General features: G+C 69.2%; 9 protein-coding genes. All 9 read left to right on the forward strand.

All coding sequences use genetic code 11. The features are described from left to right. Positions 1–135 precede the first annotated feature (135 nt). The 9 genes from R4I43_RS12515 (at position 136) to R4I43_RS12555 (ending at position 12553) form a co-directional block, all read left to right on the forward strand. On the forward strand, positions 136–1269 hold the full coding sequence (locus tag R4I43_RS12515; RefSeq protein ID WP_324265760.1) for a CaiB/BaiF CoA transferase family protein: 1134 nt from the start codon (positions 136–138) through the stop codon (positions 1267–1269). A gap of 112 nt (positions 1270–1381) precedes the next feature. Further along, on the forward strand, positions 1382–2524 hold the full coding sequence (locus tag R4I43_RS12520) for an acyl-CoA dehydrogenase family protein (RefSeq protein WP_324265761.1): 1143 nt from the start codon (positions 1382–1384) through the stop codon (positions 2522–2524). A 60-nt stretch (positions 2525–2584) separates the two neighbouring features. Further along, on the forward strand, positions 2585–3745 hold the full coding sequence (locus tag R4I43_RS12525) for an alkaline phosphatase family protein (protein WP_324265762.1): 1161 nt from the start codon (positions 2585–2587) through the stop codon (positions 3743–3745). Positions 3746–3751: 6 nt separating this feature from the next. Continuing rightward, entirely contained in the window at positions 3752–4594 is an 843-nt protein-coding gene (locus R4I43_RS12530; protein ID WP_324265763.1) for an oxygenase MpaB family protein, read from the forward strand. A gap of 209 nt (positions 4595–4803) precedes the next feature. Next, positions 4804–6306: an FAD-linked oxidase C-terminal domain-containing protein gene (locus tag R4I43_RS12535; protein WP_324265764.1), complete on the forward strand. Its 1503-nt coding sequence runs from the start codon at positions 4804–4806 to the stop codon at positions 6304–6306. Beyond that, complete coding sequence (locus R4I43_RS12540) at positions 6306–7550, forward strand: FAD-binding oxidoreductase (protein WP_324265765.1); 1245 nt, start codon at positions 6306–6308, stop codon at positions 7548–7550. The genes R4I43_RS12535 and R4I43_RS12540 overlap by 1 nt, the downstream gene beginning before the upstream one ends. After that, entirely contained in the window at positions 7550–8866 is a 1317-nt protein-coding gene (locus R4I43_RS12545) for a (Fe-S)-binding protein (protein ID WP_324265766.1), read from the forward strand. The genes R4I43_RS12540 and R4I43_RS12545 overlap by 1 nt, the downstream gene beginning before the upstream one ends. 238 nt (positions 8867–9104) lie before the next feature. Next, the gene (locus R4I43_RS12550; protein WP_324265767.1) at positions 9105–10319 is read left to right on the forward strand and encodes an acetyl-CoA C-acetyltransferase; all 1215 of its coding nucleotides are present in this window, start codon (positions 9105–9107) and stop codon (positions 10317–10319) included. Positions 10320–10333: 14 nt separating this feature from the next. Continuing rightward, a complete protein-coding gene (locus R4I43_RS12555; RefSeq protein ID WP_324265768.1) occupies positions 10334–12553 on the forward strand; it encodes a 3-hydroxyacyl-CoA dehydrogenase NAD-binding domain-containing protein in 2220 nt (739 codons plus the stop codon). Positions 12554–12591: the final 38 nt, after the last annotated feature.

Raw genomic sequence — 12591 nt, forward strand, 5'->3', positions numbered from 1 at the left:
GCTACTCCTTGACCGCTGTTACACCAACGATGTAACACTGATTGCGTCGTGATTCCTGTGTCGCCCGACACAGCGTCGTCCGTGGAATCCGGGTCGTCGGAGGGTCTGGTTCCGCGTCGTGGAGAGGATTCTGTCGTGACGGCAACTGGCGGCCCGCTGGCCGGGGTGAAAGTCGTCGAACTCGCCGGGATCGGCCCGGCGCCGTTCTGCGCGATGCTGCTGACCGACCTCGGCGCGGACGTGGTCCGGGTCGACCGGCCCGGCGTCACCGGCGGCGCCGACGACCTGCTCAACCGGGGCAAGCGGTCGGTGCAGGTCGACCTCAAGCACGAGCACGGCCCGCGAGCCGTGCTCGCCCTCGCAGCCGAGGCCGACGTGCTGCTGGAAGGACTGCGCCCCGGCGTCACCGAACGCCTCGGCGTCGGACCCGAGCAGTGCTGGGAGCTCAACCCCGCGCTGGTCTACGGGCGGATGACCGGGTGGGGGCAGGACGGACCGCTCGCGCACACCTCCGGCCACGACGTCGGCTACGTCTCGCTGACCGGAATGCTGCACCTCATCGGCCGCAAGGGCGGCCCGCCGCAGGTTCCGGCGAACCTGCTCGGCGACTTCGGCGGCGGCGCGATGTACCTGGCCGTCGGCGTGCTCGCCGCACTGCTGGAAGCCCGGGCCAGTGGACGCGGGCAAGTCGTCGACGCCGCCATCGTCGACGGAACCGCGCACCTGGGCTCGATGTTGTGGGGCTTCTTCGGCTCAGGCGGGTGGAGCACCGAACGCGGCACCAACCTGCTCGACACCGGGGCGCCCTACTACGACGTCTACGAGACCGCCGACGGCGAACACATCTCGGTGGGCGCGCTGGAACCCAAGTTCTACGCCGAACTGCTCGACAGGCTCGAACTGACCGGAAAGGTCCCAGACCGCGACGACGCGTCGAACTGGCCCGAACTGCGGAAGACCTTCGCCGAGAAGTTCAAGCAGCGCACCCGCCAGGAGTGGACCGAGATCTTCGACGGCTCCGACGCCTGCTTCGCGCCCGTGCTGTCGATGGCCGAAGCCGAAGAGCACCCGCACCTGGCCGCTCGCGGCACCCTCGTGCGCCGCGACGGGACCCTGCAGCCCGCCCCCGCACCCCGGTTCAGCCGCACCCCCAACCCGCCGCCCGGCGCGGTCGCCACCCCCGGTGCCCACACCGAAGAGGTGCTGCGCGACTGGGCACTTCCCCAAGACCTGCTCGACTCCGGGGCGATGCACTCCGCGCCGGAATGACTCGGCCCGGCCGACCGACAGTTCCGTTCCCCTGAAGCGGCCCCGCGGGCCCGGTAATGACAGGAAGGTTCCCTTCCACGCGCCGCCCGCCGAACCGGAAGGATGCGTGAAGATGCGCAGGGAGTTGTTCGAGCCCGAACACGAGGCGTTCCGCGAAACGGTTCGGACCTTCGTCACCAAGGAACTCGTCCCGCACCTGCAGGAGTGGGAGGACGCCGGCCAGGTCAGCCGGGAAGCCTGGCGCGCTGCCGGTGCGCAGGGCCTGCTCGGCTTCGCCGTCGACGACGAGTTCGGCGGGGGAGGTGTTGACGACTTCCGGTTCAACGTGGTCTTCGACGAAGAACTCGTCAACGCGGGCGTCTCCGGTTTCGGATCGCCCCTGCACAACGACATCGTCGCGCCCTACTTGATGAAGCTCGCCAACGACGAGCAGAAGCAGCGCTGGCTGCCCGCGTTCTGCTCGGGTGAGCTCATCTCGGCCATCGCGATGACCGAGCCCGGTGCGGGCAGCGATCTGCAGGGCATCCGCACCACCGCGATCCGCGACGGCGACGAGTACGTGCTCAACGGGCAGAAGACCTTCATCAGCAACGGCATCATGTCCGACCTGGTGATCGTCGTGGCGCGCACAGATCCCGACGCCGGGCACCAGGGCATCAGCCTGCTCGTGGTCGAGCGCGGCATGCCCGGCTTCGAACGCGGCCGCAACCTCGACAAGATCGGGCAGAAGGCGCAGGACACCGCGGAGCTGTTCTTCAACGACGTGCGCGTGCCCGCCCGCAACCTCCTCGGCGAGGAGGGGCAGGGCTTCGTCTACCTGATGCAGAACCTGCCGCAGGAACGGCTGTCGATCGGGGTCGCCGCGATCGCGTCGGCCACCAAGATCCTGGGGATCACCCAGGAGTACTGCCGCGAGCGCACCGCCTTCGGTCGTCCCATCGGCAAGTTCCAGAACACCCGCTTCGAACTCGCCGAGATGGCCACCGAAGTCCAGATCGGGCAGGTCTTCGCCGACCGTTGCGTGCAGGACCACGTTCGCGGTGAACTGAGCATCGAGCACGCCGCGATGGCCAAGTGGTGGCTCAGCGAGCTCAACAAGCGCGTGGTCGACCGCTGCCTGCAGCTGCACGGCGGCTTCGGCTACATGACCGAGTACCCGGTGGCCAAGGCCTACCTGGATTCCCGCGTTCAGACCATCTACGGCGGCACGACCGAAATCATGAAGGAGATCATCGGCCGTTCGATGGGATTCTGAGGGTGCCGGCGGTGACCGGTGCCCGCCGGTCACCGCTTCCCGCCGCGAAGGAGCCGTGCCGTGGACTGGATCGTCGCCCCTGATCCCGAGGGCCGTGCGCTGCGCGATGTGCTGCCGTCGATGCTCTCGGCGATGGGCGTCGCGGGCTTCACCGACACCATCGGCATCCCGCCGTGCCGCAACGCCCTGGTGCTGCTGATCGACGGGCTCGGCCACCAGCTGTTGCGCGAGCACGCCGCCGACGCGCCGTTCCTGGCGAGCTTGCAGAACTCACCGCCGCTGACCGCGGGATTCCCCACCACCACGGTCACCAGCATCACGTCCCTGGCGACCGGTCGCTGCGCTGGTGAGCACGGCCTCGTCGGATACACCTTCGCCGAACCGGGCGGTGGTCTGCTGCACCCGCTGAGCTGGACCTTGCGCAGCGCGCCGGGTGGCGCCGACGACGAACGGGCCAGCCTGATGGAGCAGTGGCCCCCGGAACAGGTGCAGCCCAACACCACCGTGCTGGAACGCGCCGAGGCCGTGGGGGTCGACGTCCGCACCGCGGTGCCCTCTCACTTCGAGGGCACCGGCCTGACCAGGGCGTCGATGCGCGGCGGGCAGTTCCGCGGTGTTCGGGAGCTGGGCGATCTCGCCGCGGAGCTCCTCGACGCGGCCGACAGTCCCGGCCCCACCCTCTGCTACGGCTACCACGGCGGTGTTGACCTGCTGGGGCACATCCACGGGCCGGGGTCGATCCCGTGGCGCATGCAGCTGCGCCAGATCGACGGATTCGTGCAGATGGTCGCCGAACGACTACCACCGGGCGCGGTGCTGGGAGTCGTGGCCGACCACGGCATGGTCGATCTCGACCCGGCCGAGGCGATCGACGCCGACGGCGACCCGGCGCTGCAGGACGGGGTGCGGCTGCTCGGCGGCGAGGTGCGCGTCCGCCACGTCTACGCCCTGCCTGGTGCGAGGGATGACGTGCTGGCCGCGTGGCGGGCCACCATCGGCGACCGCGGCGCGGTGATCAGCGGGGAGCAGGCCATCGACGAGGGCTACTTCGGCCCGGTGTCGACGGCCGTGCGCCCGCGCATCGGCGACGTGCTGGCGATCATGCGCACCGCCGGGGTGATCCGCTCGATCGCCGAGCCGGGGGAGTCGTCGTTGCGGGGGCACCACGGTTCGCTGACGGCCGCCGAACAACTGGTGCCGGTGCTGGTCGCGGGAGGCTGAGCGCCGATGGCCCATGTCGGTTTGTTCGGGCCCGCCACGGTGACCTGGCAGCTGCACGGTGATCCGACGATGTGGATCGCGGGCATCCGCAGCCTCTTCCTGCAGGCGCTGCACCCTCGTGCGGTGGCCGCGGTCGTGCAGAACTCGCGGTTCCAGGAAGACCCGATCGGCAGGCTCCGCCGCACCAGCGACTTCGTCGGGGTCGCCACGTACGGCACCTCGGACGCGGCCCGCGCCGCCGCCGAACGCGTGCGCCACGTGCATCGCACGCTGCGCGCCCACGACCCCAGAACGGGCGAGCGCATCCGGCTCGACGATCCGGACCTGCTGCTGTGGGTGCATTGCGCGGAGGTCGCCTCGTTCGCCGAGGTGGTGCGGCGAGCGGGTTTCCCGCTCAGCGATGCCCGGCACGACCGCTACTTCCAAGAGCAGCGCCGCTCGGCGGAGCTGGTGGGGCTGGACCCGGGAAGGGTGCCCGGGTCGCGGGAGGAGATGGCGGACTACTTCCTGCGGGTGCGCCCGGAGCTGGCTCGCACGAGGGACTCGGACGTGGTGTTCGGCTTCCTGCACCACCCGTTCACGGCCAAGGTGCTGCTGCCGCTCAACCTCGGCTACCTGCCGATCGGGAACCTGGCGTACTCGCTGCTGCCGGACTGGGCGCGTGACCTGCACGGCGGTCGGGCCCTGCCCGCTCCGGTCGCAACGGCCGGCGCACGCGCGTTCCGGGCGTTCGGCAGGTCGGTTCCCGATCAGGTCCGGTACCGGTTTCCCAGCGGGCACGAGCTGGCAGCGGTGGAGCGATTGGGTGAAGGGGTCTTCCCGTCGGTGCGAGCGCTGCCGGAGCTCTAGGCCGATCGGGTGGCGAGCGTGGGAACCTTCCTCCCACTTCGCTACGCGGGTTCGACCTGCGGAGATCGTCTCTGAAGTGCATATTCGTGCACACTCGGGAGGAGGGCGGGCATCTTGTCCACCTCTTGTATCTATGTTGTGGACAACCTAGGATTTCCTTTCACGGAACCGTCTTTCTGCTAAGCGGAAGTTTCCCGGGAGGCTGAACGATGCAGTCGGCCAGTGTCGAAGCCGAACGCGCGGCGGGAGGCCCAGCCGCGCTGGACACCGCGATAGGGGAATTCCGCGCGGCGCTGCCGGACGGAGCGGTGATCACGGACCCGCAGCGGCTGCGGACCTACGAATGCGACGGGCTCGCCAGCCACCGGGTCGTCCCGGCCGTGGTGGTGCTGCCCGAGACCGCCGAGCAGATCCGCGACGTCGTGCGAACCTGCGCCGCGCACGAGATTCCCTTCGTCGCACGAGGATCCGGAACCGGTCTGTCGGGCGGGGCGCTCCCGCACTCCTCCGGAGTCCTGGTGGTCACCTCCAAGATGCGCCGCATCCTGGAGATCGACACCGCCAACGAACGCGCCGTCGTCGAACCGGGCGTGATCAACCTCGACGTCACCAAAGCCGCCGCGCCGCAGGGCTACTACTTCGCCCCCGACCCCTCCAGCCAGCAGGTCTGCTCGGTGGGCGGCAACGTGGCGGAGAACTCCGGCGGTGCGCACTGCCTGAAGTACGGCTTCACCGTCAACCACATCCTCGGCGTCGAAGTGGTCACCCCCGACGGCGAACTCGTCGAACTCGGGGCCGATGCGCGAGAAGTTCCCGGCTACGACCTGATGGGCGCCTTCATCGGCAGCGAGGGAACCCTCGGCATCGTCACCAAGATCACCGTGCGCCTGTTGCGGAAACCCGAAGCCGTGCAGACGCTGCTCGCGGGGTTCCCCTCCACCGACGAAGCCGGTGCAGCGGTGTCGGCGATCATCGCCGACGGCGTGACACCGGCCGCCATCGAGATGATGGACGCGCTGGCCATCGAGGCAGCCGAACAAGCGGTGCAGTGCGGGTACCCCGACGGGGCAGGTGCTGTGCTGGTCGTCGAGCTCGACGGGCCCGCAGCCGAGGTCGAGCACACCTTCACCGAGGTCGAACGCCATTGCCGCGCGCACGGCGCCTTCGAGATCCGGGTCGCCGCGGACGACGCGGAGCGAGCGATGATCTGGAAGGGCCGCAAGTCGGCCTTCGCCGCCGTCGGCCGCATCAGCCCCGACTACATCGTCCAGGACGGGGTCATCCCGCGCACCGCGCTGCCCGAGGTGCTCGGCCGCATCGCCCGACTGTCCAGCGAATCCGGTGTCCGCGTCGCCAACGTCTTCCACGCCGGTGACGGGAACCTCCATCCGCTCGTGCTCTTCGACGACGCCGAACCCGGTGCCGGTGAACGGGCCGAAGCCGTCTCCGGCGCGATCCTCGACCTGTGCATCGAGTACGGCGGCTCCATCACCGGCGAACACGGCGTCGGGGCGGACAAGGTCAAGTACATGGGACGCATGTTCACCACCGACGACCTCGACACCATGCAGCGCGTGCGCTGCGCGTTCGACCCGGTCGGAATCTGCAACCCGGGCAAGGTCTTCCCGACACCCCGGCTGTGCGGAGAAGTGCCGGGCAAGCGAAAAGGCGTGCACCCACTGACCGAAGCGGGATTGGCGGAGCAGTTCTGATGCCTGCGAAAACCACGGACACCGCCCACGACGCACTGGTGGCCGCACTCGGCGCCGACCGCGTCCGCGCAGCGGCCAACGACGACGAGCACAACGACATCGGCCACTCGCTGGTCGCCGCGGTCGAGGGAACCGAACAGGCGTCGGCCGCGATGAAGGTCGCCGCCGAACACGGGTTGCGCGTCGTGCCCAAGGGCTCCGGCAGCAAGCTCGACTGGGGCGCCCCGCCGCGCGACGTGGACCTGCTGCTGGACGTCTCGCCCGCCAACGAGATCGTCGAGCACGCCGCAGGCGACCTCGTGGTGCACGCGCTCGCCGGAACCCCCATCGCCGAGATCAACCGGACCGTGCGCGCCGGCGGCCAGCAGCTGGCCATCGACCAGCCGATCAGCTCCGCCACCGTCGGCGGAGTCATCGCCACCGCGACCTCCGGGCCTTGCAGGCACCTGTTCGGCGGTGTTCGGGACCTGCTGATCGGCATCACCGTCGTGCTCGCCGACGGCACCGTCACCACGGCTGGCGGGAAGGTCGTCAAGAACGTCGCCGGCTACGACCTCTGCAAGCTGTACTCGGGTTCGTTCGGAACTCTCGGCGTCATCACCGAAGCGGTGTTCCGGCTGCACCCCGTCGCCGCCGAACACCGGTGGATCACCGTCACCACCGACGACCCCGCCACGGCCGCGGACGCCGCGGACACCGTCCGCCACTCGCAGGCGATGCCCACCGCCATCGAGGTCGACCGGCCCACCGGCGGACCGCTCACCGTCTGCGCCCAGTTGGAAGGACGCCCTTCTGCCACTCACGCGCGAGCTCTCGCGCTGGCGGCCGAGGTCGGCGGCGACGTCCTCGACCAGCCGCCGCAGTGGTGGGGGAAGCATCCCTTCACCCCCGACGGAACCGGGTTGCGGGTGGGTGCCGAACCCGCGGCCATGACCGCGTTGCTGACCGCCATCCAGCAGAGCGCCGGTGACCTGCCGATATCGGTGCGCGGTGCGATCGGCCTGGGCGTGCTGCACGTGGGCGTGCCCGCAGAGACCGACCCGGCCGCGATCTCCCGGCTCACCACGGAACTGCGCAGCCGCGCCCACTACGCGGTGCTCGAACGGGCTCCGCGCGAAGTGCTCGGCCTCGTCGACCCGTGGGGTCCCATCGCCGCCGGACCGCTGACGCTGATGCGCCGCACCAAGGACCAGTTCGATCCGCAACACCGGCTCGCTCCCGGCCGGTTCGTGGGAGGAATCTGATGACCGAGACACCGTCCCGCACTGGTGCTTTCGACGCCTTTCACCCGCCGCAACGCGAACTCATCGACGACTGCGTGCACTGCGGCTTCTGCCTGCCCAGCTGCCCCACCTACGACCTGTGGGGCGAGGAGATGGACTCCCCTCGCGGACGCATCTACCTGATGAAGGAAGGCCTCGAAGGCGAACCGCTCACCGACAACGTGGTCGAGCACTTCGACGCTTGCCTGGGCTGCATGGCGTGCGTGACCGCCTGCCCGTCCGGCGTCCAGTACGGCACGTTGATCACCGAGACGCGCGCGCAGGTCGAACGGCACCACGAGCGCGGGCGGTTCGAGAAGCTGATGCGCACAGCGATCTTCACGCTCTTCCCGTACCCCAAGCGGCTTCGGGCGATGCGCGGCCCGCTGGCCCTCTACCAGCGCTCGCGCCTGGGCAGGCTGCTCGAGCGAACCGGCCTGCTGACCAAGCTCCCGGCAGGACTGCAGGTCATGGAATCCCTCGCGCCACCCATCACCCGCGCGGAGAAGCTCCCGGGACGGATCCCGGCCAGGGGAACCAAGCGCGCAACGGTCGGGATGATCACCGGTTGCGTGCAGTCGGCCTTCTTCCCCGACGTCAACGCGGCCACCGCCCGAATCCTCGCCGCCGAAGGTTGCGACGTGGTCGTGCCGCCCTCGCAGGGCTGCTGCGGCGCGCTCAGCGAGCACTCCGGAAGGGAGGAGGAAGCGGTCAAGTTCGCCCGCGACCTGCTGGACACCTTCGAGGCCTCGAACGTGGACCACGTGGTCATCAACTCCGCCGGCTGCGGCTCGACCCTCAAGGAGTACCCGAGGCTGCTGCAGGACGACCCGGTGTATCGGGAGAAGGCCGAGCGCTTCTCGGCGAAGGTCCGCGACATCGCCGAGCTGCTGGTGGAACTCGGCCCGTTGGCCGAACGGCACCCGCTGCCGGTGAAGATCGCCTACCACGACGCGTGCCACCTCGCGCACGGTCAGGGCATCCGGTCGCAACCGCGCGAACTGCTGCGCGCGATCCCCGGGCTCCAGCTCAGCGAGATCAACAGGGCCGAGCTGTGCTGCGGCTCGGCGGGTGTCTACAACCTGCTGCAGCCCGAGCCGGCACGGGAGCTCGGTGACCGGAAGGCGGCCAACGTGCTCGACACCGGTGCTGAGCTGCTGGTGACCGCCAACCCGGGCTGCTCGATGCAGATCCGCACCGCGCTGCAGCGGCGCGGCGAGACCATGTCGATGGCCCACACGGTGCAAGTTCTGGACGCCTCGATCCGCGGCCTGGGCGCGGAGGCCCTGCTGCGCTGATGCCGGCGAGAAGGAGCGGGGTCGTCGTTGCGGCGGCCCCGCTTCGTCGTTGTTCGAGGAGGGGAACCTTCCTGCCGAATTCGCGGCGGGTCCGCGGGTGGGTGGTGAACGGAAGGTTCCCATGCGCGCAACGCCACGCTGCGACATACCGTTCGGCGGGGCAATCGTCATTGACTGTGACAGCATCGGTGTCACACTCTGAGTGGAGCACCTGCCGCAATGAGGAGGCACGCCACACATGTCCGAGGCGTTCGTCTACGACGCGATCCGCACACCGCGGGGTCGTGGAAAGAAAAACGGTTCGCTGCACGGGGTGAAACCGATCACCCTCGCCGTGAGCCTGATCGAGGAGCTGCAGCGCCGGCACCCGGAGCTCGATCCCGCGCTGATCGACGATGTCGTGCTCGGCGTGGTCTCGCCAGTCGGAGACCAGGGCGGTGACATCGCCAAGACGGCCGCGATCGCCGCCGGCCTGCCCGAAACGGTCGCCGGTGTCCAGCTCAACCGCTTCTGCGCCTCAGGCCTGGAAGCCGTCAACATCGCCGCGCAGAAGGTCCGCTCCGGCTGGGAGGATGCGGTTCTCGCCGGCGGTGTCGAGTCCATGTCGCGCGTGTCGATGGGCTCCGACGGTGGTGCGTGGGCGATGGACCCCGAAACCAACTACGCGACGTCGTTCGTGCCCCAGGGCATCGGCGCCGACCTCATCGCCACCATCGAGGGCTTCGACCGCGGCACCGTCGATGTCTACGCCGCCGAATCGCAGGACCGCGCCGCCAAGGCCTGGGCCGACGGGCGCTTCGCCAACTCCGTCGTACCGGTCAAGGACTGCAACGGCCTGACCGTGCTCGACCGCGACGAGCACATCCGCCCCGGCACCACCGCCGACTCCCTCGGCGGGCTCAAGCCCTCCTTCGCCGACATCGGCGAGATGGGCGGCTTCGACTCGGTCGCGCTGCAGAAGTACCACTGGGTCGAGCGCATCGATCACGTGCACACCCCCGGCAACTCCTCCGGCATCGTCGACGGCGCCGCCCTGGCGCTGATCGGCAGCAAGGGCCTGGGGGAGCGCACCGGGCTCAAGCCGCGCGCCCGCATCGTCTCCGCCGCCCTGTCGGGCGCCGACCCGACGATCATGCTCACGGGCCCCGGCCCGGCCGTGCGCAAGGCGCTGGCCAAGGCCGACATGAGCATCGAGCAGATCGACCTCGTCGAGATCAACGAGGCCTTCGCCGCAGTGCCGCTGAAGTTCATGAAGGAGTTCGGCGTCGACCACGACAAGGTCAACGTCAACGGAGGTGCCATCGCGATGGGCCACCCGCTGGGTGCCACCGGCGCGATGATCCTGGGCACCGTCATCGACGAGCTGGAACGCCGCAACCTCCGATACGGCCTGGCAACGCTGTGCATCGGTGGCGGCATGGGGATCGCGACCATCGTCGAACGGATCGGCTGAGGGACACATCAGACATGAGCGAGCAGAACACCATCCGCTGGGAGTCCGACGCCGACGGAATCGTCGTGCTGACCCTGGACGACCCCCAGCAGCAGGCCAACACCATGAACCTGCGCTACCAGGCGAGCATGGACGAGATCCTGCAGCGCCTGGAAGCCGAGCGCGACAACATCACCGGCGTGGTCCTCACCTCGGCGAAGAAGACCTTCTTCGCGGGCGGCGACCTGCGCGAACTCATCCAGGCCCGGCCCGGTGACGCCGAATCGGTCGGCGCCACCACCGCCAACGTCAAGAAGCAGCTGCGCCGGCTGGAAACCCTCGGCAAGCCCGTGGTCGCCGCGCTCAACGGCACCGCCCTCGGCGGCGGCCTGGAGATCGCGCTGGCCTGCCACCACCGCATCGCGCTGAACAACCCCAAGGCCCGCTTCGGGTTCCCCGAGGTCAGCCTTGGTCTGCTGCCGGGCGCCGGCGGCGTCGTGCGCAGCGTGCGTCTGCTGGGCATCGCCGATGCGCTGCTCAACGTCCTGCTGCAGGGCCAGCAGCTGCGACCGGAGAAGGCCCTCAAGACCGGGCTCATCCACGAGTTGGTCGACACTCCCGAAGAGATGCTGGCCAAGGCCAAGCAGTGGATCAAGGCCAACCCCGAAGCCGCGCAGCCGTGGGACACCCCGGGTCACAAGATCCCGGGCGGCACCCCCTCGGTCCCGAAGTTCGCGGCGAACCTGCCCGCGTTCCCGGCCAACCTGCGCAAGCAGCTCAAGGGCGCCCCCATGCCGGCGCCGCGCAACATCATGGCGGCCGCCGTCGAAGGCAGCCAGGTCGACTTCGACACCGCGCTGGACATCGAGGGCCGCTACTTCGTGGAGCTGGTCTGCGGGCAGACCGCGAAGAACATGAGCAAGGCCTTCTTCTTCGACCTGCAGCACATCAACGCGGGCGGCAGCCGTCCCGACGGTGTGCCGGAGTTCCGCGCGAAGAAGGTCGCTGTCCTCGGTGGCGGCATGATGGGCGCCGGCATCGCCTACGTCTGCGCCAAGGCCGGCATGCAGGTCGTGCTCAAGGACGTCTCCCTGGAGAACGCCGAGAAGGGCAAGGACTACTCGGCGAAGATCCTGGAGAAGGCGGTGGCCAAGGGCCGCTCCACGCAGGAGAAGGCCGACGAGCTGCTCGGCCGCATCACCCCGACCGACCAGGTCGAGCCGCTGTCGGGCTGCGACCTGGTCATCGAGGCCGTCTTCGAGAACCTCAAGCTCAAGCACCAGGTGTTCGGCGAGATCCAGGACGTCGTCGACAGCGACGCCCTGCTGTGCTCGAACACCTCGACGCTGCCGATCACCGACCTCGCCGAAGGTGTCCGCAACCGCGAGGAGTTCATCGGCCTGCACTTCTTCTCGCCGGTCGACAAGATGCCGCTGGTCGAGATCATCTCGGGCGAGCAGACCAGCGACCGCGCGCTGGCCCGCGCGTTCGACGTGGTGCGTCAGATCAACAAGACGCCGATCGTGGTCAACGACAGCCGCGGCTTCTTCACCAGCCGGGTCATCGGCACCTTCATCAACGAGGGCGTGGCGATGCTGGCCGAGGGGGTCCACCCGGCCTCCATCGAGCAGGCCTCTTCGCAGGCCGGCTTCCCGGCACCGGTGCTGCAGCTGTTCGACGAGCTGACCCTGACCCTGCCGCGCAAGATCCGCGACGAGTCGAAGGCAGCCGTGGAAGCAGCCGGTGGTACGTGGGTTCCGCACCCCGCTGAGCAGGTCATCGACCGCATGGTGGAGGAGTTCGACCGCACCGGTCGCTCCGGCGGCGCCGGCTTCTACGACTACGCCGACGGCAAGCGGACCGGCCTGTGGCCGGGGCTGGCGGAGCACTTCGGCTCGGCCGACACCGATCCCTCCGAGGTCGATCTGGTCGACCTCAAGGAGCGGATGATGTTCGTCGAGGCGCTGGAAACCGTGAAATGCCTCGACGAAGGCGTGCTGACCTCGGTGCCGGACGCCAACATCGGTTCCATCATGGGCATCGGCTTCCCGCCGTGGACCGGCGGAGTCGTGCAGTACATGAACGGGTACCCGGGTGGTCTCGCCGGATTCGTGGCGCGCTCCCGCGAACTCGCCGACCGCTACGGCGACCGGTTCCAACCGCCGGAGTCGCTGGTCAAGCGTGCCGCCAACGGAGAGCCGTTCGACATCGGCGAGCCGGACGCGGAGATCGTGAAGGCCACGTCGGCTGAGTGAAAGAGCTGACATGACAAGGCGCCGGGCCCGTGAGGACC

This window comes from Saccharopolyspora mangrovi (genome assembly GCF_035320975.1).
Classification (GTDB): domain Bacteria; phylum Actinomycetota; class Actinomycetes; order Mycobacteriales; family Pseudonocardiaceae; genus Saccharopolyspora; species Saccharopolyspora mangrovi.